Raw genomic sequence first — 22,168 nt, 5'->3', positions numbered from 1 at the left:
GTGCCGGAGGGAGCCGGGCCGGGCCGCGCGGGGCGACCCGGCCTGGGGGATTCGTTCAGGACGCGAGAACGCGCTGCGGCGCGCGCCGGAGCCGCCTCCGGCGCGCGCCGTCAGGAACGCCGGGCCGCGCTCAGGACCGCTTGCGGCGGCGCGCGGCGGCCACGCCCACGCCGGCGACGAGCGCCGCGAGCCCCGTGCCCGCGAACGGCGCGGAGGAGGACCCCGGCGCGGCGGCGCAGGAGACGCTGGCCTCGGCCTCCGCCTCGGCGTGGAATTCGACCTCGACGCCCTGCGAGAGCAGCCAGTTCTTGCACTCCTCCATGCTGCCGACAATGTCGACATACTGCCCGTTGCAGAACAGCGCGCCATCCGGCGTGGTGCACTGCACCTCGCACCCACCCCGGAGGTCGGACGTGCATTTGAAGTTGCAGTCGAAGTTCGCGTCGACCTTGCACTCCCCCTCGCAGCTCGCCTCGCACTTCGCCTCGCACGAGGCGCTCGGCGGCGTCGCCTCGCAGCTCACGCTGCACTCGCCCTCGCAGCTCGACGAGCACGACGCCTCGCAGTCCGCCCGCGCGCCGGCATCGCTGCCCGCTTTCGCCTCGCACCTCGCCTCGCAATTCCCCGTGCAGCTCGCCTTGCAGCTCCCCTTGCAGTCCAGGCTCCCCGGGTCGGCGGTGCACTCCCCTTCGCATGCCGCCTGGCACTGGCCCGTACACGACGCCTGCACGCCGCCAGTGCACCGCCCGGAGCACTCCGCCTCGAAACGGACGGGCTCGCAATAGCCTTCACAGCCGCCCTCCGTTCGAATCTCACACTCGCCGGCCGCCGCGAGCTGGAGGTTTCCACATGGATTGGGCTGGGCTGATGCGGAGGAAGCGATCAGCACAGGAACCGCAAAAGTAAACGCACTCACAAAAAGCTGAGCAATGGTCCGTCGCATGCCAATTCTCCTGGGTTCAGAGCGCGGGATCCGCGTGTGGTCTCCGCAGGTGTTGCAATCGGACGACCAGCGCCACCCTTTGAAGCATTTCCCAAGACAAAAGTCTCGCTGGTCGTGACCGCTCGGCCACAGCGTATCTCCGAGTTCACGGTCCCATGATGCACCACGCCACACGAAGGGCATGTCCGAGCAGGTGAGGATACCTGCGACGTGGTGATCAGCGGCTCACAGTGTCGGCGATTTGCCCTGTTCCGTAGCGCGCCACCACGCCCTTGCGGGCTCTGCCGGGCGTCGGCTGGCTAAGGAAGTCCCCGCCGACCGCCCAGAAGGCCCCTTGCCCGTCGGCCCAGACGGCGTGGAGATCGGCGTAGGGCTCCTCGGTGAACTCGTCGATCCAGGCCCCGTCGACGAGGCGCTGCTTGAGCCCTCCATACCCGACGATCGCGACCTCCCCCGGGCGGCCGCAGGCGACGCCGTTCACGTCGTTCGTGAGCGCTATCTCGAGCCTGTGCCACGACGCGCCGTCCGAGCGGAGCACGTCTCTCCCGCCGACCGCGTATACCTCTTCACGGCTGCAGCCGGCGGCCGTGAACAGGGTGCCCTGCGCGATCGGCGGATCGGACTGCACTTCCCAGGTCGAGCCCGAGCGGTGCCAGATCACGCCGAACTCGCCCACGGCGTAGAGATCCTCGGAAGATTCGCCCCACACCTTGTAGAGCGCCCGGCCGGTCGCCGCCGGCAGCGGCTCTCGCGACCATGTGCTGCCGTCCCAGCGGAGGACGATGTCCTTCTCCGCGTCCGCGCCGCTGCCGGGCATGCCGCCGACCGCCCAGGCATCGTCGGGTGAGAACGCGATCACGCCCCACAGCGTCGCCTCCGTCCCCGTCGCGTGCTCGGTGAACGCCGCGCCGTCCCACCGCGCGGCGCGACCGCGCTCGCCGACCATCCAGACGTCCTGCGGACCGGAGCCGGCCACCCACCAGAAGGTCGTCTCCCCGCCCGCCGGGAGCTCGCGCCACCTCGCCCCGTCGTAGTGCAGCGCGAGCGCCTCCCGGCCCGTGTTGCCGAGCGGCCCCCCGACGGCGAACACGTCGTCGGGCGCCGTCCCCCAGATCGAGAGGACCGCGCGGTCGAGATCGCCCTCGTCGAGCAGCACGCGCCACGCCGGCGGCTCCTGCTCGGGCGGCCTCGAAGGATCGCCGGGGCATCCGGCGAGGGCGGCCGCGCCGAGCGCCGCCAGAGCCATGGAGTGAGAGCAGGTGCGCATGGGATGAAAGACCCGCCTGGAGAGGTCCTGCCGGCGCGCCGCCATGGAGGGGCTCAGTTGCAGAACACGTCGGTCTGCTTCGGATAGTAATAGACGAAGATGTTGCAGTGCTCGTTCTTCTCGACGATCGGCCCGAACGTGTAGCAGCAATCGAGCGACTCTTCGGCGGTCCCGTTCTTGGACAGGTCGTACTCGTCGAGGCCCTTGCACCCGACGGACGGGTCCGGCTGCTGCCACTCGAAGGTGCATCCGTACCAGACGCCGCCGTTCGTCGGGAGCTCCCTGTCGAGCTCCGGCGAGATGAGCATCGGCGGGTCGTCCCACGCGTTCGATGTGTAGAAGCGATCCGAGGCCGGAGGCGTGCCGATGGTCTTGCCGTCCCATGCATACATATCGAATTGCGTGCCTCGGCTGTGGAAATGGCCGTTGGCGCCGATGATCCTCACGGGAGAGGGGCTGTTGATCTGGCACGAGCCCTCGAACGTGGGCGTCGGGTTCGACTGACAGACACGGATGGACTGCTTGCTCGCGAAGACGGTGCCCATCTCGGCCTTGACCTCGGCGTCGGGCAGCGCCCAGAAGTTCACCCGGACGCGGCCGACCGCCTCGGGGGTCTTCTGCGACGTCGCGTTCACGTAATGCGTCTGCAGCATCAGCCACTCGTCGGGCGCGAGGACGTTCGCGACGCCCTCGGGGAACTCCCAGTCGACCTGGCCGTCCTGCTGCGAGTTCGCGATGAGCGGCCAGTCGGCCCAGTTGGGGCTCTTGAAGCACTCCCCGACCCCGTTCTGGTTCTTCTGGATGCGCCCGCCCTCCGGCCCCAGCCCCTTCACGGTCTTCACGCGGAAGATGTTCATGTGGTGCGAGCCGTCGCGCTGCGCGATCTGCACGCGGTGGAGGTTCACGGGCGCGGTCGGGTCCATCTCGTTCGACGCGGCGAGCTCGCTGACCTTGAAGAAGTAGCAGTCCTGCTGCTCGACCCCCGCCGGCACCTCGGTCTCCTCGGTCTGCATCTGGAAGCCCTGGCCGACCGGCGGCACGTCGAGCAGCGACTCGTCGACCGGCGGGGGCGTCACGCCCCCTCCCCCGCCCCCGTCAACGCAGGCCACGATCCCCACCACGACAGGAAGCAAACCAAGCGTCAGGCGTCGAACAGCCATAGTCCCTCCAGGCAATCGCGTAGCGATGAGAAGAGATATACACGGCTGCGCAATTTCAGGGCGTTCGTGTCACGCGGCGGGCAGGGTTCCGTCGGGCGCCGGGGCGCCGTGGCCGAGCGCTGGCCGGTGCTGCTAGGATGTGGGAGAGGTTCAACCATGGCGGCGCCCAAGAAATGCGGTCCACACACCGAGCTCGCCTCGAACGAGGCGACACGCATCACCCGGTGCGGGTGTGGCACCGTCCACGTGACACTCATCGGCCCTGGCGTGACGTTTCGCATGCCAGCGGACGCGTTCCGGGGCGTCGCCTCCGGGCTCAAGGCAGCGGCCGAGCGGCTTGACGACGACCCCCGTTTCGGCGCGACCTCCATCAATTAGCTTGCGCGCTCGCAGCGGAGCGGCCTACCAGTGGCGTCGCCGCTGAGATCTCTCTCCTCGGATGGCCGATGGTCGAAAGAGGGCGCCTCTCGTGTACGACGACGACGCGGAGCACTGGGTCGGCAAGACGTTCGCCGGGACGTGGTGGATCGAGCGCGTGCTCGGCACCGGCGGCATGGGGAGCGTGCTGCTCGGGCGCGCGGCGGACGGCTCTCAGGTCGCGCTCAAGGTGCTGCACCCGGAGCTCAACGCGATCGCGGAGGTGCGGAAGCGCTTCCTGCGCGAGGGGTTCATCGGCAACACGCTCGGCGGGGCGGACGCGGTGCCCGGCGTGGTGCGCGTGCTCGGCTCCGGCGAGACGCAGGAGGGCCTCGCCTACCTGACGATGGAGGCGCTCCAGGGCGAGACGCTCTTCGATCGGATGGCGCGCACCGGGACGATGCCGGCCGGCGAGGTGCTCGCGCTCGCCGACCAGGTGCTCGAGACGCTCTCGATCGCGCACGCGCGCGGCGTCGTGCACCGCGATCTCAAGCCCGAGAACATCCACCTCGGCAACGACGGGCGCGTGCGCATGCTCGACTTCGGCATCGCGCGCGTCGTCGACGGGCTCACCGGCCTGCCCGAGAAGACCGCGACCAAGACGGGCATGATCATGGGCACGGCGACGTACATGGCGCCGGAGCAAGCGACGGGGCTCATCCACGACATCGACGGGCGCACCGACCTCTTCGGGCTCGGGGCGACGATGTTCCGGCTGCTCTCGGGCCGATCGGTGCACGGCGAGGTGACGGAGGCCATGGAGGTCATCGCCGCCGCGACCGAGGCCGCGCCGCCGCTCGCCTCGGTCGCGCCCGGGATCTCGCCCTCCGTCGCCGCCGTGGTCGATCGCTCGCTCGCGTTCATCAAGTTCCATCGCTACCCGAACGCCGAGACCATGCGCGCGGACGTCCGCGCTGTACGCGCAGGCGCGCTGCCTCCCTATGCGCAGGCCGTCATCGAGGGGCGGATCCGCGCCGGCCAGCCGAGCTCTCAGCCGGCGCCTCCGCTGCATGCCGGCGGCTCGCCGAGCGCGCGCCCGCAGCCGACCGTGGTGGAGCCGGCCGCGGCCCCTCGCCATTCGCACTCGATGAGCCGGCCGGAGCGAACGCTCGACGACAACCCGTCAGCGCCGTCGCGCGCTGGCGCGTCGCTCTCGCAGCTGTCGACGGGGAAGCTGCTCCTGCTCGTCGGCGGCGCCTCGCTCGTCACGGGCGTCATCGTGGCCGTGATCGTCGTCCTGCTGGTGTTCAGCCGCTGACGGGCCGCGAGCGCGCCGCCAGGGGCGCGCTCGTCATGTGTGAGGGGATCGTCGGTGGAAGGCGCCGGCGGGGCCGCTGGGCCCCGCCGCGGTCACTCGCGCTCGTCGAGCGGCGTGTAGTCGACGGCGTTCTCGCCGGTGTAGATCTGCCGCGGACGGCCGATCTTGCCGGTCGGGTCGTCGTTCATCTCCTTCCAGTGGGCGATCCAGCCGGGGAGGCGCCCGAGCGCGAACATGACGGTGAACATGTTCGTGGGGAAGCCGAGCGCGCGGTAGATGATGCCGCTGTAGAAGTCGACGTTCGGATAGAGCCTCCGCTCGACGAAGTACGGATCCTTCAGCGCGGTCTCCTCGAGGCGCTGCGCGATGTCGAGCAGCGGATCCTTGATGCCGAGCTTCGCCAGGATCTTGTCGGCGGCCGCCTTGATGAGGACGGCGCGCGGATCGTAGTTCTTGTACACGCGGTGGCCGAAGCCCATCAGGCGGAAGTTCGAGGTCTTGTCCTTCGCGAGCTTGACGAACTTCGAGACGTCGCCGCCGTCCGCGCGGATCGCCTCGAGCATCGTCACGACCTCCTGGTTCGCGCCGCCGTGGAGCGGGCCCCAGAGCGCGCAGATGCCAGCGGCGACCGAGGCGAAGAGGTTCGCCTTCGAGCTCCCGACGAGGCGCACCGTCGACGTCGAGCAGTTCTGCTCGTGATCGGCGTGCAGGATCAGGAGCAGGTTCAGCACCTTCACGATGTCCTCGTCGATCTCGTACGGCTCCGCCGGGACCGAGAACATCATGTTCAGGAAGTTCGCACAGTACGAGAGCGAGTTGTGCGGGTAGACGAACGGCTGGCCGATCGACTTCTTGTACGAGAACGCCGCGATCGTGCGCACCTTGGAGAGCAGCCTCGCGATGGTGATGTCGAGGTGCTCGGTGTTCTTCACGTCGATCGCTTCCGGGTAGTAGCTCGACAGGGAGAGCACCATCGCAGACAGGATCGCCATGGGGTGCGCCGTCGACGGGTAGCCGTCGAAGAAGCGCTTCATGTCCTCGTGGATCAGCGAGTGCCGGGTGAGCAGCGTGGAGAACCGGGACAGCTCGCTCTTGCTCGGCAGCTTGCCGTAGATCAGGAGGTACGAGGTCTCCACGAAGGTCGACTTCTCGCCGAGCTGCTCGATCGGGATGCCGCGGTAGCGGAGGACGCCCTTCTCCCCATCGAGGAACGTGATGGAGCTCGTGGTCGAGGCCGTATTGACGAAGGCCGGGTCGATGCAAACGTACCCGGTCTTCGAACGAAGGGACGCGACGTCGATCGCCTTCTCCCCTTCGGTGCCCGTGATCACAGGCAACTCGATCGTCTGCTCCCCACCGTTCTTCTTCAGCGTTAACTTCGCGGTCTCCTGCACGCCTCCTCCTTCCGCCGCAGCGCGGCGTAAGCTATCACGGGCCGAGGGAAGAATGCTTCCCCGAGAAAATGAGGTGATGCACTTGAGCGAGCCGGTCGTGCGGGGGGAGCTGGCCCACCACCCGGAGGCGCCTCGGTTTGCGGCCGAGGTGCGGCGAGTCCACGGGCGTTACGCCGACGAGGTTGTCGCTCGCTACCGGCTCTGCCCGTTCATGCGCGACGCCGCAACCGGATTCGGACGCTTTTACGTCCTGCTCGATCGCGAGCCCGCCCTGGAGACGGCGCTGGCGGTCATGGAGGAGGCCGACTCCGCGGTGGTGCACCTGGTTTTCCCGTGCATCCATACCCCGTCGCCCCAGTTCGAGCGCTTCGCGTCGCGCCTGGGTGAACAGCTGCGGCGGCGCTTGAGCCCCGCGCCGGTGCTGGCCGCGTTCCACCCCGAGATGGCAGGGGATGAGACGAACTCGCACCGGCTCGTCGGTCTCCTCCGACACGCGCCAGATCCGTTTGTACAAACGATTCCAGAGGGGCTGAACCATACTGGGACCGTCCTCGCGGGGGCAGGCGTCGAGCCTGCGGTCGACCCCGCCGAGGACAATTACCGGCGCCTTGAAGGGGCAGGGATCGCCGCAGTCAAGATGAGGCTCGCGGAGATCATGGCTGATCGGGACTCGAGTTATGCGCCCTTCCTCGCGCAGCTCGGGCTCACCCGCCCCGGCCCGCGCTTCAGCCCGCTCCCAACACGGTAACGCACGGGCGAAGAGCGCAAATGAAACACCTGCGAAACGCGCGCGAAACACGTGTTGCGCGTGGTGCGCGTGGTGCGCGTGGTGACGGCCCTTCGGCTCAATCCGCAGGCGAGCGGCGCGGCGCCGGGTCCGACCCGCCGGAGCCGGCGCCGGCCTTGGCCTCGCGCTGCGCCATCAACGGCATCAGGTACGGGAAGCCGGCCGCCATCGTATCGAGGTGAGGATCGATCTGGGCGGCCAGCCAGAAGAGGAGCACGCAGGCGCGCTCGACATAGAACCAGTCCTCCGGGTACTCGAACGACCGCATCAGCTCCTGGAGCTCACCGCGCTCCAGCTCGGGGTCCGCGAGCCGCTCCAGCTGCTCGGGGCGGGCGCGCATCAGCGCCGCCGGCGTGCGATCCCGGATCTTGAGCAGCTTCGCGAAGTAGGTCTTCACCGTCCTCTCGAGGAGCGCGTCGTTGCCGCCGGGCGCGACGAAGCCCATCTTCCGGAAGCCGCGCACGACCGCCGCGTCGTCCTGCGCGAAGATGCCCTTCAGGATGTCGAGCAGCCCGTCGATGAGCTCGTCCCGCGCCTCGCAGCTCGCGCCGAAGTCGAGGACGACGAGCCGAAAGCCGCCGCCCTCCTCCGCGCGCCGCGCGGCGACAAGGAAGTTCCCCGGGTGCGGATCGGCGTGGAAGAAGCGATCCGCGAAGAGCATCTTGTAGAAGGCCTGCACGAGCCTGAGCGCCACGTCCGAGGGCTCGATGCCCGCGCTCCGGAGCGCGTCGAGGCGGGTGATCTTGATTCCTTCCATGAAGGTCATCGTGAGCACGTCGCGCGTCGTGAGCTCGTGGATGACCTCCGGGAACGCGATGCCCGCGTCCCCCTCGAAGTTCTGCGCCATCCGCTCCATGCACGCGGCCTCGTGCAGGTAGTCGGTCTCCCGGCGGAGCAGATCGACCAGCGACTCGTGCACCCGCTCGATGTGCCCCACCGGGACGAACCGCTTGTAGACGAGGATCGCGAGGCGCAGGACGCGCAGGTCGACGGCGATGATCCCGCGGATGCCGGGATAGAGGAACTTGACCGCGACCTTGCGGCCGTCGCGGAGGCGCGCGACGTGGACCTGCCCCAGCGACGCGGCCGCGAGCGGCGCGCGCTCGATCGACGCGAACAGCTCGCCCGCGGAGCGGCCGAAGCTCGCGCGCAGCGCGGCCTCGAGAGCGCTGAACGGGTGCGGCGGCACCTGGTCCTGGAGCTGCTCGAGCTCCTTGCCGTAAGCACGAGGCAAGAAGCCGCCCATGATGGACAGCACCTGGCCGAGCTTGATGAAGACGCCCCGCAGCTGGAGCATGGCGCGCAGCAGGCGCCGGGCGTTGTTCTGATCGACGCGGGCGCGGCGCGCGACGAGCCAGCGAGGCGGCTCACCCGCGGGCGAGCCGCGCCCGAGGCGCCTCGTGAACACCCGCGCGAGCCCCAGCTGAATGAGGTAGCTCGTCAGGATGACCGAGAACGCGAGCAGCGCGCGGAAGAGTCGGACAGCGAGCGTCATGTGCGGCAAAGCGGCCGCACCATGCTACCGCAGGGGCCGCGCGGGGCCAGCGGTGCGCGCCCTCGCCCTCCGGCGATGGGTGAATCCGGGCGAGGGGGCCGCCGCGGGCCTCCGCCGCGCAGCGCAGCCCTCCGGCGAGCCGGGCAGGCTCAGGAGAGCGAGTCCTTGATCGCCTTGATGGGGCGGGCGCGGACCGACTTGCTGGCCGGCTTGGCCGCGAACGTCATCGGCTGCTTCGTGAAGGGGTTGATCCCCTCGCGCGCCTTGGTCGCGGGCTTCTTGACGACGCGGAACTTCGCGAAGCCGGGCATCGTGAAGATGCCGTTCTTCTTGAGCTCCTTGTACGCGATGTCGGTCAGCGACTCGAGGATCGCCTTGACCTGCTTGCGGGAGATCTCGTTCTCGTTGGCCTCGACCACCGCGTTGATCAGCGCGCTCTTGCTGAGCGACGTGCTCTTCTTCCCATCCGCCTTCTTGGCCGCCATGTTCATTCCTCCTGAGGTTTGTGCCCTCTTGCGGGCCAAAGGAACCACAACGGCCGCCGCAGATCCAGTGTCGAATCGTCGATCGGAGCTACAAAAGAAGGGGTTTCATGCCCCGGGGGGCGCGCCGCTCCGCCGGAGGGACGGCCGGGGGGCCCTGGGGCGGGCCGTCAAATCCGCGGGAAAACAGCTCAAATCGACCCGTCTTCGGGCCTCGCGCGCCCGCCGCGAGGGAGGTCGCATGCCGGGCGCTCGACGTAGGAGATCACCCGAACCCCTTCCGTTGAAGGCGATCCCGGTCGCCTGGGCGGCCCTAGCGGCGGCTCGCCGCCGAGCCCGCGCCCCACTTCCTCTTGGCGGAGAGGCCGAGGATCGTCAGCGACTGGGGCGCCTGCGCGAACTCGATGACGTCGCCGAAGCCGACGCTGACCGAGTGGATCGGGCCGTCGAAGAAGAGCTTCGCGTCGTGCGTCTTGCTGCGCACGACGAGCGAGGCGCCCGGCTGGATCAGGGCGTGACGGAGGCGGTACTCCTCGCCGTGGGGGGTGTAGGGCTCGCGGACGACGAGCTGGAGCCGCTTCGACGTGAGCGGCAGGACGCGCCCGCCCGCGGAGCGCTGCGCGGCCGTTGACCCGGCCGCAGGACCGATCCAGAAGCCGCTCGACTTCTGCTCCTCCTCGGCCCGGCCGAGCCGGAGCACGTAACGCGACGTGGCCGCGGGGGAGACGTGGCAGAAGAGCGCGTCGTTCAGGACGCGCGCCGTGGCGAGCTTGTCGTTCACCGTGACCTGCATGCGGGTGAGCACGGTGCTGCGGAGCGAGCCGCTCAGCGCCCCCGCGATCGCGTCCGCCGCGTCGCGGCTCGTCGCGCCGCAGAAGAAGCCGACGGAGTGCCCCGGCGCGCTGTTGATGCCGAGGATCGGCACGTCGCCGACGTTGTGGGACGCGCTGAGGAGCGTCCCGTCGCCGCCGACCGTGATCACGAGGTCGAGCTCGCTCGCGTCGAAGGACTGCGCCGCGCTGGCGACGACATCGATCTGGACCCCGAGGTCGTCGAGCGCCGCCTCGACCTCGCGCACGGTCTGCTCGTGCGCCTCGTGCGACGCCTTGAGGCGCGCGACGGCGGAGTCGCCGGCCTCGATGAGCCGCGTGATGCGCGGGTCCTTCCGCTCCTCGCGGTAAATCTTCCAGGCGGAGCGCTTCACGACGAGCGCGACGCGGGGCGGACGCCGTGGCGCGGGCGCGGGGGATCGTTCCGCCATCAGAGCTCCGCGAGGCGCCGGAGCGCCACCTCCGTCTTCGCGTCCTCGATCACGCCGCGCCGGGTGAGCTCGAGCGCCTCGTCGAGCGGGACCGCCGCGATGGCCGCGAACCGCTCGAGGGGAGAGCCGTCCTCGAGCGGCGTCCCCTGGCGAGCCGGGTCGACCTCGACATGAAAGAAGAAATGCCGCTCGCCCACCATGCCCGGCGCCGGGAACGTCGACGGGCCGAGCGGGCGGAGGTCCGACGGAGGCACGTCGAAGCCGACCTCCTCGAGCAGCTCGCGCGCGGCGGAGCGCTGCAGGCCCTCCGGGCTGCGCTCGTCGAGCTCGACGAGCCCGGCAGGCAGCTCCCAGATCGCGCCGAGCGTCGGCGCCTCCGGGATGGGCCACGCCTCGGGCGGGCGGGTCGCGGCCGGAGGCCGCAGCGCCGAGCGGAGGAAGACGCGACGGCGCCCGTCCGCGCCGCGGTAGTGCGGGGCGATCACCACCGCGTCGAGGCGCGCGCGATCGACGCTGTCGTAGGTGAACGGGTCGCTCAGCGACCCGTCCGGGAACTCGACGCGGAACACCTGGCGTCGCACGTTGAGGAAACCAGGGCCGTCCAGCGAGGGGATCGTCCGGACCAGCTTGAGCGCGAGCTTCGGGAAGGGAGGTAGCCGCATGCGTCGAGGCGCAAAGCATAGCGCCAAACGGCCGCGGATCGCGATGTGCCTCGTCCACGCGCTCGCCGCGCGCTCGGGGCGGCCTCGGGCTCAGCGGAGCACGAGGACCCAGACGTCGTAGAGCGCGTGGGTCCAGACGGCCGGCGCGAAGCCGCGGAAGACGTAGATCGCCGTGAGAACGAGCCCGCACACCATGCGGAACACGAAGGAGGGGAGGTTCCAGGGGTCGCCGAGCGACCCGACATAGTGCCAGCCGGAGAAGACGGCGGCGGCCACGACCGCCCAGCCGGCCATCAGCACCACCCCCTGGACCCCCCTGCCGAAGAAGAACTTGATCCCGAGCGCGCCCAGCCCGTAGAGGCCGGCGCGGAAGGCGATCTCCTCGTAGAAGCCCGCGCCGAGCGACATCACGACCCCGGTGAAGATGTCGTTCGACGCGGCGGGCGGGCCGAGCCGGAGGGAGCCGACCACATAGGCGCCGGCGAAGCGCATCAGGATGGCGTAGAGCGCGCCCTCGACGGCGAGCAGCGCGAAGCGCCTCGTCTGGAGGGCGTGGCCGCGGCCGAGGATGGAAAGGACGAGGACGAACGCGGCGCCGACGGCGACGGTGAGGCCCGCGTAGAGCGGGAGGCTGTGCTTGGCCAGCGCGCGGAGCTCGGCGGTGACCGGATCCGCCGCGTTGCGGATGGGGAGGAAGGCGACGCCGAGGTGATACAGGACGAAGATCGGCATCGTCAGCGCGAGATCGGTCAGCGCATCGCTCTTCGCGGTGGGCTTGCCGCCGGCAGGGGCCGCCCCCGGCCGGGCGAGCTCCGGTCCGGCGCCGAGCATCAGGACGGCCTCAGGCGGTACACGATCACCAGCACCTCCGCCGACCACATGACGACGTTCAGCACGAAGGGCGTGTCCCGGAGGATCTCCTGGGTGGGGCTCTCCGACCTCGCGCTGCCGGCCACGAGCTGGAGAAACCGGATCCCGCCGAAGAGCGGGTGGATCGCCGTGAGCCAGAGGTACGGGTTCTGGAAGAACCGCTGCGTGTCGTGGTCGAGCGTGTACGCCAGGTAGGTGGCGAAGGTGGCGAGGCCCGTCACGGCGAGCGCCGCGGTCAGGGCGGAAGCCGAGTAGCCGTCGAGCGCCGCGCGCTGCTTCGAGGCGTTGACCGAGGCGAGCTCGTGGCGGCGCTTGCCGAAGCCGAGGAAGAGCGCGAGCAGCGCGGTGCAGGCGATCATGAAGCCGGAGAGCGGCGTCCTCGTCGCGAAGCCGCCCGCGAGCACGCGCAGCACGAAGAAGATCGCGATGCAGCCGACGTCGAGGTAGGCGATCTTCTTGAGCCGGAACGAGTAGGCGACGTTGAGGACGTAGTAGCTGGCGGCGACGACCGCGAAGAGCGGCGGGCCGAGCAGGCTCGCGCCGAGCGCGATGACCGCGAGGCCGACCGCCATGGCCTTGGCGACCGGGATCGGCACGCGGCCCGAGGCGATCGGCCGGAAGCGCTTGACCGGGTGGACCCGATCGGCCTCGACGTCGACGATGTCGTTCAGGATGTAGACGGCGCCGGCGAGCAGGCAGAAGATCGCGAAGGCCCCGATCGCGCTCATGATGATCGAGGGGTGGGTCAGGTGCTTGGCGAACACCACGGGGGCGAGGACGAAGAGGTTCTTCACCCACTGGTGGGGCCGCATCGCGCGGATCATCCCGCGCACACGCCAGAGCAGCGTCCCCCTTGGCGAGTCGGGCAACAGGGGCGGCTGCGCTATCAAGCCGCCCGAGGGGGGCCCGCTCTCCGGCGGGCGGGAGCTCGGCACGGCGGCGCTCCGCGGCGGCGACGACGGAGGCTTGCCGGCGGGGACGGAGCTCGCCGACGCGGGCGAGCCGCCCTGCTCGGCAGGCGCCGGCGCGCCCGCATCGGGGCGAGCCTCGGCGCCGGGCGCCTCCTGATCAGGGAAGCCTGCGGCACTGTTGCGAAAAAAGGGCCCCGAGGCGGTCACGGCGCGCGGAGCATACTCGGGCGCCCTGGTCCCGGCCATTCCGCGGCAAGTTAAAAGCACAGCGGGCGCTGGCGCCCGAAGCCGACGAAACCGACGAAACCGACGACACCGAGCGCCAGCGGCATCGCCGAAGCCCCTCAGACCACGAACCGGGAAGAACGTGGCGCAGCGCACCCGGTCCGGCGGCCTCGCGGTGAGGTCGCGAATCTGGCTTCGCACCCGTCAGCCCGGCTCGTGGAACGCAAAATGCGCATCCCCGCAGGCGCGCCGTGACCTCGTGCTACCATCGCCCCCGATGACATCAGCGCTCTCGGTCGCGCGTGAAGCTTCGCCTCTTCTCCTGAAGCTTCGCTCTGCCGTGGAGCAGGCCCTCGAAGGGAAGCCAGAGGCGGTCGAGCTGGCGCTCATCGCGCTGCTCGCCCGGGGCCATGTCCTCATCGAGGACGTCCCCGGCGTCGGCAAGACGACGCTGGCCCGAGCGCTGGCCAAGGCCGTGGGGGGCGAGCTCCGTCGCGTTCAGTTCACCAGCGATCTCCTGCCGAGCGACGTCCTCGGGGTCAGCGTCTTCGACCAGCGGCTCGGGCAGTTCGTCTTCCGGCAGGGGCCGATCTTCGCGAACGTGCTGCTCGCCGACGAGATCAACCGGGCGAGCCCCCGGACCCAGTCGGCGCTGCTCGAGGCGATGAACGAGGGGCAGGTGTCCATCGAGGGGACGGCGACGCCGCTGCCGTACCCCTTCTTCGTGCTCGCGACCCAGAACCCGCAGGATTTCGCCGGCACGTTCCCGCTGCCGGAGTCGCAGCTCGACCGGTTCATGGTGCGGATCCGGATCGGGTACCCGCCGCCGCAGGTGGAGATGCGGCTGCTCCTCCAGGGCGGCGAGCCCGACCGGGCGCGGAACGTGCCGCAGATCATCGATCCGGCCCAGCTCGTCGCCCTGCAGCGCGAGGTCGATCGCGTCGAGCTCGACTCGTCGCTCGCGACCTACCTGCAGGCGGTGCTCACGGCCACGCGGTCGAGCCCGACCCTCTCGCTGGGCGCATCGCCGCGCGCCGGCATGAACCTGGCGCGCGCGGCCCGGGGGCGCGCGGTCCTCCACGGGCGCTCGTACTGTATCGCGGACGACATCCACAACCTTGCGGTGGCCGTGCTGGCGCACCGGGTCCGGCTCTCGGCCCACGCGGAGGGCTACATGCCGACCCGCGACGAGTGCGAGGCGGCGGTGCGCGACCTCGTGGCGCGGGTGCCGGTCCCCCTCTGAGGGGTGGGCGATGGGCGCAGAGGACAGGGAGCGGGGATCTCTCAGCGGCAGCTCCCGCGGCGCCGAGCGCGCCGGCGCAGCGGCGCGGAGCGCCGCCCGGCCGAGCAAGCCGAGGCGCGACAGGCCGCTGGTCGAGCAGCGCCCGCTGCTGCCCCCGCGCGGGGACAGGGCGTCGTTGTGGACGAAAGTCCTGCTCTTCCTGAGGCCGCCCCGGAAGCTCAAGTTCACCCGGGAAGGAAAGTACTACCTCGGGATCACGCTGGGCGTCGGCTTCGCGGCGATCAACACGGGCAACAACCTCCTCTACCTGCTGCTCGGGATGCTGCTGTCGCTGATCGTCGTCTCCGGCGTGATGAGCGACCTGTCGCTGCAGCACCTCACGGTGACCCGGCGGCTCCCGGCCCGCGCCCAGGTGGGCCGGGCTCACCTCGTCGAGATCGAGGTCTACAACCACAAGAAGCGCGTGCCGTCGTACGCGATCGAGGTCGAGGACCTGCGCGCCGGCCAGCCGGCCGACAAGCGCTGCTTCTTCCTGAAGATCAGCCCCTCCAGCGCGCAGGTGGCCGCGTACCGGCGGACGCCGGCGAGGCGCGGCCGCGACCGGCACACCGGGTTCCGCATCGCGACCCGCTTTCCCTTCGGGCTGTTCGAGAAATCGAGGGAGGTCGAGGCCGAGGGCGACCTCATCATCTACCCCGCGGTCGATCCGGTCCGGCTCCCCGTCGAGGACGCGGGCCGGCGCGAGGGCGGCGCGAGCCTCAGCGGGCGCGGGGGCGGCGACGAGACCTTCGGCCTCCGGCCGATGCGCGAGGGGGACGATCCGCGCGACATCTACTGGAAGAAGAGCACGATGCGCGATCAGCTGGTGCTGCGCGAGCGCACCCGCGAGACGCGGCCGGACGTGCAGATCGTCGTCGACACGGTGCGCCCCGCCGGGGAGGGCGACGCGTTCGCGCCGACCTTCGAGCGCAGGATCCGCGAGGCGGCGTCGCGCGCCGTCGCCCACATCAAGCGCGGTGACGCCGTGGTCGTCGCGACGACGCTGGGCGAGCGGGTGCGCGGCGATCGCAACATCGGCTCCGACGCGATCCTCCGCTTCCTGGCGCTGCTCGATGCGGTCGACGACGGCCGTGCGCCCGAGCGCGGCGCCCGCGCGCCGCTGCGCCAGGGATCGAGCCCGAGCCCGAGCAGCGGTGAGCGCCGCGCCGGCGCGGCGAGGAGCGCGTCGTGAGGTTCGGGATGGTGCACCGGGTCATGACCGACGCGCTCGCGGCGCTCGGCGTGATCGCCCTCGTCGCGAGCGGGCAGTTCAACCGCTACGTGAGCTGGGCGATCCTCATCTGCCTCGGGCTCGCGCTCGTCGTGCGCGAGTCGTGGCAGCGGCACCCGGCGCTGCGCCACCTCGACACGGGCATCCTGCTGGCCGTCATCGCCGTCCAGGTGGTCCGCATCGTCGCCACCGACGCGAGCGTGCTCGACGTGCTCGTGGAGTTCGCCGCCGCGCTGCAGATCATCCGGCTCGCGACGCGAAAAGGGGCGGCGCACGACCAGCAGGTCATCGTGCTCGCGCTGCTGCACCTCATCGCCGGGACCGTCCTCGGCGGCGGCATCGGCTACGGGCTGTGCTTCCTGGGGGTGCTCGTCGTCGCGCCGGGCGCGCTCGTGCTCAGCCACCTGCGGCGCGAGGTCGAGGGCAACTACCGGCAGGGGGCGCGCGACCGGACGGGGCTGCCCGTGGACGTGCCGCGCATCCTGCGCTCGAGGCGGGTCGTCGGGCGCTCGTTCCTGGCCGTCACCTGCCTGCTCTCGGTCCCGATCTTCGCCTTCACGGCGCTCCTGTTCGTGATCTTCCCGCGCGTCGGGCTCTCGCTGCTCCTGCTCAACCGCGGCCACACCGGGCGGATGATCGGCTTCTCCGGCAAGGTCGACCTCGGCGCGGTCGGCGTGCTGCGCAGCGACCCCAAGCTGGCGATGCGGGTCGAGATCCCCGAGCTCCCGGAGCCGCCGCCCCCGCGCCTCACCATGCACCTGCGCGGCACCGCGCTCGACGCGTACGACGGCCGCACCTGGACCCAGAGCGAGACGTTCAAGCGCCCCTCGGAGAGCGACGGGGGGCTCGTGCCGCTCGAGCGGTACCCGGACCCGGCGGTCGACCCGGTGATGCGCATCGATCTCGAGCCGATCGATCCGCCGGTGATCTTCCTCCCGCCGAACGCGACGGGGCTCCGGCTCAAGCACCGCGGGCAGCTCGGGATCGACGCAGGCACGATGGCCCACCGCGGGCCGGAGGGGGAGCTCAGGTACCAGCCCACGGACGATCGCGGGCTGGTCTACGACGTCTTCCTGTCGCGGAAGCGGGCGCCGACCTTCCAGCGCCTCCCGGGCGCCGAGCGGCGGCGCTACCTGGCGCTCCCGAGGGATCTGCCGTCGCGCGTCGTCGATCTCGCGCACCGGTGGACGCAAGGCGTGGATCGCCCGGCCGATCGGGCGCGGACGATCCAGGAGCACCTGCGCACGGAGTACCGGTACGACCTTGCGTCGCCGTCGGGCGCGGACCCGCAGCCGCTCGATCATTTCCTGTTCGAGTCGAAGCGCGGGCACTGCGAGTTCTACTCGACCGCGATGGCCATCCTGCTGCGCGCGGTGGACGTCCCGACGCGCAACGTGACCGGCTTCGTCGGCGGCACCTACAACCGCTTCGGCCGGTTCTATGCGGTGCGCCAGGGCGACGCCCACTCGTGGGTCGAGGTGTACCTCGACGGCGAGGGGTGGATGACGTTCGACCCGACGCCGCCGGCCGACGCGGCGCCGAAGAGCGAGCTGGTCGGGGCCTGGGCGTACCTCCGCGATTTCATCGAGGCGTCGAGCCAGCGCTGGGACAGGCACGTCGTCGGCTACGACCTGAACCAGCAGGTGGGCCTGCTCCAGACGCTGACGTCGCGCTACCGGAGGAGGTCCGGATCGAGCGGCGACCTCGCGCTGGCGCGCCCGCCGATCCTCGCCGTCGCCGCCGTCGCGCTCGCGCTGGGCGGCGGCGTGCTCTACTGGCGCTTCCGCCGCACGCGCCGCGGGCGCGAGGAGCGCCGCGCGGACGCCGGGCGCACGCCGAGCGCGATCCTGGCGACGGCGCTCTACGAGAGCCTGGAGGCCGCCATGCTCGTCCAGGGCGTGCCGCGCCCGCCCAGCCTGCCGCCGCTGCGCCACGCCGAGGCGCTGGAGCTCGCGGAGCACCCGCTGGCGCGCGAGATCCTGACGCTCACGCAGGTCTACCTGCGCGCCCGCTTCGGCGGGGAGACGCTCACGGAGGACGACAGCCGCGACTTCGAGCGGCGGGTCAAGGCGCTGCGCGGGGCGGACCGGCGGGCGCACGCCGCGGGCGAGAGCGGGCTCGCCGCGTCGACCTGATCGCGGCCGGGGAGCCGCGTCGGGTAGTGGTCAAATTTGAACATGAAGGCGGGAAGGCGGGAAGAAAACCTTAATATCTTCCCGCCTTCCCGCCTTCATGTGGACTCTCTGGCAAAGTTGACCACTACCCCGCGCGGACCGCATCAACGGCGGCGCAAAGGTCGCTTCGCGATGAACGCCTGACGGATGCCGGCGACGGCGCGGCGGCTCGGGCCGCCGGAGATGAACGGATCCTGGGGCGCGAGCTCGCCCAGCCGGTCGAGGAACGACTGCGCCACGACGCGCTCGCCGAGCAGGCTGACGACGTCCGACTGGCTTCGCATCGTGGACGCGAGGACGGCCGCCGTCGACGTGTCCGGCACCGCGGCGATCGAGAGCGACTCCAGCACGCGCCGGAGCGGCACGATCGACTGCGCCGTCGCCAGCTTGCGATCCGAGGCGCCGAGCGGCTGCGGGGCGTACTCGAGCCAGATGCCGGCGACGTTCAGGTGGCTGAGCAGCTTCTTCGACCAGCGCGGATCGAGCTCCACGTGGAGCGGCCGGACGTCGGCCAGCGTGGAGAGGGCGAACTCGCCGGGCTCGCCCGCGAGCGCGAAGTCGCGCAGGAGCGGCGCGAGCTTGCGCTCGTCGGCGAGCAGGCTCGCGGCGACGTGGCCGCGATCGAGCAGCGGGATCGGGACCACGAGGACGTCCGGCCGCTCGCCGCGCGTGATGCGCGCCGCCCACACCCGCCACGTGATCGCCGGGGATCGCACGAGGATCGCGGACCCGGGATCGAGGCGCCCGTACGCCTCGTCCGTCCAGACCTCGGCGGCGGTCTGCTCGCTCCGATCGGCGGCGAAGCCTGCCTCCTCGCTCGTCAGCGCGACCAGCGTCAGCTGGAAGACGACGAGCAGCGCCGCCCCGCTCCGCGAGAACGGCACGCGCGTGTGGAGCAGCGCCCGCACCGCGGCGTGCGCCCCGAGCGCCGAGCCGACGGCGATCGCCGCGACAGCGAGCGAGCGCAGGGGGGTGAGCGGATCCGCGGAGAGCACGCCGGCGGCCCGCGCGGGCAGGAGGGTGTCGAGCGCGAGCAGGACGAGGAAGGGCGCGACGAGCCACCGCGCGCGCGGGCGCAGGAGCGAGAGCGAGAGCCCGGCCGCGGCGATGAGCAGGGAGACGACGCCGATCTCGCGGCTCCACGCGGCGAGCGCCGTGGTGCGGGCGCTCGCGACGTCGAGGGCGGCGAGGCTGCCGGCCGTGAGCGCGCGGCCGATGTCGGCCCAGGCGCGCGGCGCGATCGGCCTGAGCACGAGCGGCGCGAGCAGGAGCGCGGCCGTGAGCGCCCCCGCGCCGGCGGCGGCGCCCAGCAAGCGCCGGGGCGGGCCGCCGGCCGAGGCCTCGGCGGGGCGATCGCCCGCGCGCTGGGCGCCGCCGCGCGCGAGGAACATCGCGTACGACGCCGCGAGAGCGGCGAGGCCGGCGGGGGGGCTCTCGGCGAACGTGGCCCCGAGGAGCGCGCCGAGCGCGATCCATGCGCGCCCGGCGTGCCGCGCCTGCTCGGCGCACGTCGACGCGAGCGCGAGCGTCACGAGCGCGCAGCAGGTGGCGATCATGGCGCCGCCGCCGACCGTCGCCTCGCGCTGCCAGGTCGGCGACAGGGCCGCCGTGAGGACGGCGATCGCGGAGAGCGCCGAGGCGAGCCGCGGGCTCACGGCGCCGCCGGGCGCGTCCGGCGCGGCGGGCGCGGATCCCGCGCCGGCGGGGGTCGGCTCGGCTGCGCCGCCGCGGAGCTTTCGCCAGAGCGAGAGCCCCGGGAGGGGCGCAGGCCGCGCGGACTCCAGGAGGAGGCGGCGGACCATCCCGTAGAGCAGGCGCGACGCGAGCGCGAGCGCGAGCGCCGATCCGAGGGCGGTGCGGAAGGTGCGGGAGCCCAGCGGGAGCAGGCTCAGCGCCTGCGAGAGCGCCGTCGACAGGCCGCCGCCCACGCCGACCGCGACGAGGCCGAGATCCCGGACGGCCGTGAGATCTTCCCGCCATTGCCCGGAAGAGGCGGCGCGGGAAAGCGACAGCCCGAAGGGCAGCGCGGCCGACAGCAAGGCGAGCGACCGATCGAGCCAGCAGCGTTTCTCTCCGGAGCCCACCGAGCGGCCATGCCAGATCGGCCGCGGCCGGGCCAAGTTCCGGCGCACCCCGGCGCCGTCGCCTCGCAGGCGGCGCGCGCGCGGCGCCGCTCCTCGGGCGCAGGGCGCGGAGGATACGGAGAGGCGGTGAGCGGCGACCTGGGCTAGAGTCGCCCCTCCCACGGAAAATCGGAGGTCGGCTCGTGTCCCGTTTCATCGATGAGCTCAAGAGGACGCACCGCTGCGGCGATCTGCGCGAGGCGGACATCGGCAAGGAGGTCGTGCTGTTCGGCTGGGTCGCGCGGCGCCGCGATCACGGCGGCTGCATCTTCATCGACCTCCGCGACCGCACCGGCGTGACGCAGATCGTCTTCGATCGCAGCTACCTCGGAGCGATCAGGAAGCACGGCCTGAACGCGGAGGAGAAGGACCTCGTCGACGCGCACGCCGCCGCCGAGAAGGCCCGGCCCGAGTGGGTCATCGGCGTCCGGGGCGTCGTGGTCAGCCGAGAAGGCAACGTGAACGACAAGATCGACACGGGGGCCATCGAGGTCTGGGTCGCCGAGGCGACGATCTTCAACCGGGCGGAGACGCCGCCGTTCGAGATCGCGGACGAGATCGAGACGCGCGAGGAGATCCGCCTACAGCACCGCTACCTCGACCTCCGCCGGGCCCCGCTCCAGCGGGCGCTGCGGATGCGCCACGAGATCAACCGGGCGACGCGGAATTACCTGTCGGACAAGGGCTGCCTCGAGCTCGAGACGCCCTTCCTCGTGAAGTACACGCCGGGCGGGGCGCGCAACTTCCTCGTCCCGTCGCGGACCTCGGCCGGCAAGTTCTACGCGCTCGCCGAGAGCCCGCAGCTCTACAAGCAGCTCTTCATGGTCGCGGGCTTCGACCGCTACTTCCAGATCGTGAAGTGCTTCCGGGACGAGGACCTGCGCATCGACCGGCAGCCGGAGTTCACCCAGATCGACGTCGAGCTGTCGTTCGTGAACCAGGACGACGTCTTCGGGCTGATGGAGGGGCTCGTCTTCGCGGTGTTCAAGGCCGCCCTCGGCAAGGACCTCGCCGAGCTCTACCCGACGGGCCGCTTCCCGCGCATGCCGTACGCCGAGTCGATGCGCCGCTTCGGCAACGACAAGCCCGACCTCCGCTTCGGGATCGAGCACACCGACCTCACGGACCTCATCATCGAGCACAACGGCGGCGGGGTGCCGTTCTGGGTCGAGCTCGCCGAGAAGTTCAAGTCGGGCAAGCTGCGGCGCGACCTGCCGGCCGAGATCGTGAAGGGGCTCGTGATCCCGGCGAGCGCCAACCTGTCCCGGCAGCAGACCGAGGACCTCGAGAAGGGGCTCCGCGACGTGAAGGGCTTCCGCGGCCTCGCGCGCGCCAAGCTCGCCGAGGACGGCTCGTGGACGCAGTCGCCGCTCACGAAGTCGATCACGCCGGAGCTCCGGCAGAAGCTGAACGAGGCGCTCGGCGCCAAGCCGGGCGACGTCCTCTGCTTCCAGTTCGGCAAGGAAGCCGTGGTGCACACCGTGATGGCGAAGCTCCGCATCGACGTCGCGAAGAAGATGGGGCTCATCCCGGAGTACGGGCATGGCGACCAGTGGAGGTTCCTCTGGGTGACCAACCCACCTCTGTTCGAGTTCGACGAGGACACGGGGCGCTGGGCCGCCGCGCACCACGCGTTCACGCGGCCGATCGACGAGCACGTCCCGCTCCTCGAGAGCGATCCGGCGCGCGTGGAGTGTTACCGTTACGATCTCGTGCTGAACGGGTTCGAGATCGGCGGCGGCTCGATCCGGCTGCACGATCCCGAGGTGCAGGCGCGCGTCTTCAAGACGCTGGGCATCGACGAGAGCGACGCGCGCGACAAGTTCGGGTTCCTCCTGGACGCGCTCCGCAGCGGGGCGCCCCCGCACGGCGGCATCGCGCTCGGCATGGACCGGCTCGCGATGCTGCTCAGCGGCGCGCCGACGCTCAGGGACGTCATCCCGTTCCCGAAGACCAACCAGGGCACGGATCAGATGACGGGCGCGCCCGTGCTCGTCGACGCCGCGCAGCTCGCCGAGCTTCACGTGAAGACGGCGGTCGCGGCCGCGGACACCCGGCAGGGCGGGACGGGCACCGGCAGCGCCGGCGCCTGACGCCAGCCCCCGGAGGACACGCGCGCGATCGGATGCGCCTCCGGCGGCGGCGGTGATGGTGGTGCGGCGGCGCGGCGGGCCTCTCGCCGCGCGCGCGGCGGAGACCGCGACCGCGCTCGCTGTGCCCTGCCTC

Annotated in this window: 18 protein-coding genes; 7 read left to right on the top strand and 11 right to left on the bottom strand. The window is 71.2% G+C overall.

Annotated features, from left to right (window positions below):
* Positions 1-130 precede the first annotated feature (130 nt).
* The 3 genes from WMF27_RS41895 to WMF27_RS41885 all read right to left on the bottom strand — a co-directional run bounded on the left by WMF27_RS41895 (position 131) and on the right by WMF27_RS41885 (position 3,370).
* Positions 131-730, bottom strand: coding sequence for a hypothetical protein (locus WMF27_RS41895; RefSeq protein WP_437763298.1), 600 nt, complete (start codon positions 728-730; stop codon positions 131-133).
* 430 nt (positions 731-1,160) lie between these two features.
* Positions 1,161-2,189, bottom strand: a complete 1,029-nt coding sequence (locus tag WMF27_RS41890; protein WP_437763299.1) for a WD40/YVTN/BNR-like repeat-containing protein — start codon at positions 2,187-2,189, stop codon at positions 1,161-1,163.
* 74 nt (positions 2,190-2,263) lie between these two features.
* Positions 2,264-3,370, bottom strand: a complete 1,107-nt coding sequence (locus tag WMF27_RS41885) for a hypothetical protein (protein ID WP_437763300.1) — start codon at positions 3,368-3,370, stop codon at positions 2,264-2,266.
* Positions 3,371-3,526: 156 nt separating this feature from the next.
* On the opposite strand from WMF27_RS41885, the gene WMF27_RS41880 reads away from it, so the two are divergent.
* Together WMF27_RS41880 and WMF27_RS41875 are read left to right on the top strand one after the other, a co-directional pair.
* Positions 3,527-3,748: a hypothetical protein gene (locus WMF27_RS41880; RefSeq protein ID WP_437763301.1), complete on the top strand. Its 222-nt coding sequence runs from the start codon at positions 3,527-3,529 to the stop codon at positions 3,746-3,748.
* Between the two features lie 91 nt (positions 3,749-3,839).
* Entirely contained in the window at positions 3,840-5,045 is a 1,206-nt protein-coding gene (locus tag WMF27_RS41875) for a protein kinase domain-containing protein (RefSeq protein ID WP_437763302.1), read from the top strand.
* Between the two features lie 92 nt (positions 5,046-5,137).
* Here WMF27_RS41875 and WMF27_RS41870 read toward each other — a convergent pair whose 3' ends face one another.
* Entirely contained in the window at positions 5,138-6,439 is a 1,302-nt protein-coding gene (locus WMF27_RS41870; protein WP_437763303.1) for a citrate synthase, read from the bottom strand.
* Between the two features lie 76 nt (positions 6,440-6,515).
* Here WMF27_RS41870 and WMF27_RS41865 point away from each other — a divergent pair, with 76 nt between their 5' ends.
* Positions 6,516-7,187: a hypothetical protein gene (locus tag WMF27_RS41865; RefSeq protein ID WP_437769945.1), complete on the top strand. Its 672-nt coding sequence runs from the start codon at positions 6,516-6,518 to the stop codon at positions 7,185-7,187.
* A gap of 97 nt (positions 7,188-7,284) precedes the next feature.
* Here WMF27_RS41865 and WMF27_RS41860 read toward each other — a convergent pair whose 3' ends face one another.
* The 6 genes from WMF27_RS41860 to WMF27_RS41835 form a co-directional block, all read right to left on the bottom strand.
* Entirely contained in the window at positions 7,285-8,721 is a 1,437-nt protein-coding gene (locus WMF27_RS41860) for an ABC1 kinase family protein (RefSeq protein ID WP_437763304.1), read from the bottom strand.
* A 149-nt stretch (positions 8,722-8,870) separates the two neighbouring features.
* A complete protein-coding gene (locus WMF27_RS41855) occupies positions 8,871-9,206 on the bottom strand; it encodes an HU family DNA-binding protein (protein WP_012240887.1) in 336 nt (111 codons plus the stop codon).
* Between the two features lie 310 nt (positions 9,207-9,516).
* Complete coding sequence (locus WMF27_RS41850) at positions 9,517-10,464, bottom strand: NAD(+)/NADH kinase (RefSeq protein WP_437763305.1); 948 nt, start codon at positions 10,462-10,464, stop codon at positions 9,517-9,519.
* Positions 10,464-11,126, bottom strand: a complete 663-nt coding sequence (locus WMF27_RS41845) for an NUDIX hydrolase (protein ID WP_437763306.1) — start codon at positions 11,124-11,126, stop codon at positions 10,464-10,466. The genes WMF27_RS41850 and WMF27_RS41845 overlap by 1 nt, the downstream gene beginning before the upstream one ends.
* Before the next feature lie 90 nt (positions 11,127-11,216).
* On the bottom strand, positions 11,217-11,957 hold the full coding sequence (locus WMF27_RS41840; RefSeq protein WP_437763307.1) for a CPBP family glutamic-type intramembrane protease: 741 nt from the start codon (positions 11,955-11,957) through the stop codon (positions 11,217-11,219).
* Entirely contained in the window at positions 11,957-13,114 is a 1,158-nt protein-coding gene (locus tag WMF27_RS41835) for a decaprenyl-phosphate phosphoribosyltransferase (protein WP_437763308.1), read from the bottom strand. The genes WMF27_RS41840 and WMF27_RS41835 overlap by 1 nt, the downstream gene beginning before the upstream one ends.
* 295 nt (positions 13,115-13,409) lie before the next feature.
* Between WMF27_RS41835 and WMF27_RS41830 the strand changes: the two genes are divergently transcribed.
* The 3 genes from WMF27_RS41830 to WMF27_RS41820 are packed head-to-tail and all read left to right on the top strand — an operon-like array spanning position 13,410 to position 17,780.
* Entirely contained in the window at positions 13,410-14,375 is a 966-nt protein-coding gene (locus WMF27_RS41830; RefSeq protein ID WP_437763309.1) for an AAA family ATPase, read from the top strand.
* Positions 14,376-14,385: 10 nt separating this feature from the next.
* Positions 14,386-15,606 (top strand): DUF58 domain-containing protein, encoded by a 1,221-nt coding sequence (locus tag WMF27_RS41825; protein WP_437763310.1) that lies wholly within the window; start codon positions 14,386-14,388, stop codon positions 15,604-15,606.
* Complete coding sequence (locus tag WMF27_RS41820; protein ID WP_437763311.1) at positions 15,603-17,780, top strand: transglutaminaseTgpA domain-containing protein; 2,178 nt, start codon at positions 15,603-15,605, stop codon at positions 17,778-17,780. The genes WMF27_RS41825 and WMF27_RS41820 overlap by 4 nt, the downstream gene beginning before the upstream one ends.
* Positions 17,781-17,923: 143 nt before the next feature.
* Here WMF27_RS41820 and WMF27_RS41815 read toward each other — a convergent pair whose 3' ends face one another.
* The gene (locus WMF27_RS41815; RefSeq protein WP_437763312.1) at positions 17,924-19,903 is read right to left on the bottom strand and encodes a hypothetical protein; all 1,980 of its coding nucleotides are present in this window, start codon (positions 19,901-19,903) and stop codon (positions 17,924-17,926) included.
* A gap of 182 nt (positions 19,904-20,085) precedes the next feature.
* On the opposite strand from WMF27_RS41815, the gene aspS reads away from it, so the two are divergent.
* Entirely contained in the window at positions 20,086-22,035 is a 1,950-nt protein-coding gene (gene aspS, locus WMF27_RS41810) for an aspartate--tRNA ligase (RefSeq protein WP_437763313.1), read from the top strand.
* Positions 22,036-22,168 lie beyond the last annotated feature (133 nt).

Origin of the sequence: Sorangium sp. So ce281 (assembly GCF_051527395.1) — a bacterium.
Taxonomy (GTDB): Bacteria; Myxococcota_A; Polyangia; order Polyangiales; family Polyangiaceae; genus Sorangium; species Sorangium cellulosum_B.
The sequence above is the reverse complement of the archived record's forward strand: the minus strand, read 5'-3'. Positions and strand labels throughout refer to the sequence as shown.

Excerpts from the sequence above, each read along its gene's own strand:
- WMF27_RS41855 (WP_012240887.1), bottom strand. The coding sequence starts at position 9,206 with ATGGCGGCCAAGAAGGCGGATGGGAAGAAGAGCACGTCGCTCAGCAAG.
- WMF27_RS41885 (WP_437763300.1), bottom strand. The coding sequence starts at position 3,370 with ATGGCTGTTCGACGCCTGACGCTTGGTTTGCTTCCTGTCGTGGTGGGG.
- WMF27_RS41865 (WP_437769945.1), top strand. The coding sequence starts at position 6,516 with ATGCACTTGAGCGAGCCGGTCGTGCGGGGGGAGCTGGCCCACCACCCG.
- WMF27_RS41850 (WP_437763305.1), bottom strand. The coding sequence starts at position 10,464 with ATGGCGGAACGATCCCCCGCGCCCGCGCCACGGCGTCCGCCCCGCGTC.
- WMF27_RS41830 (WP_437763309.1), top strand. The coding sequence starts at position 13,410 with ATGACATCAGCGCTCTCGGTCGCGCGTGAAGCTTCGCCTCTTCTCCTG.
- WMF27_RS41825 (WP_437763310.1), top strand. The coding sequence starts at position 14,386 with ATGGGCGCAGAGGACAGGGAGCGGGGATCTCTCAGCGGCAGCTCCCGC.
- WMF27_RS41890 (WP_437763299.1), bottom strand. The coding sequence starts at position 2,189 with ATGGCTCTGGCGGCGCTCGGCGCGGCCGCCCTCGCCGGATGCCCCGGC.
- WMF27_RS41860 (WP_437763304.1), bottom strand. The coding sequence starts at position 8,721 with ATGACGCTCGCTGTCCGACTCTTCCGCGCGCTGCTCGCGTTCTCGGTC.
- WMF27_RS41840 (WP_437763307.1), bottom strand. The coding sequence starts at position 11,957 with ATGCTCGGCGCCGGACCGGAGCTCGCCCGGCCGGGGGCGGCCCCTGCC.
- WMF27_RS41845 (WP_437763306.1), bottom strand. The coding sequence starts at position 11,126 with ATGCGGCTACCTCCCTTCCCGAAGCTCGCGCTCAAGCTGGTCCGGACG.
- WMF27_RS41880 (WP_437763301.1), top strand. The coding sequence starts at position 3,527 with ATGGCGGCGCCCAAGAAATGCGGTCCACACACCGAGCTCGCCTCGAAC.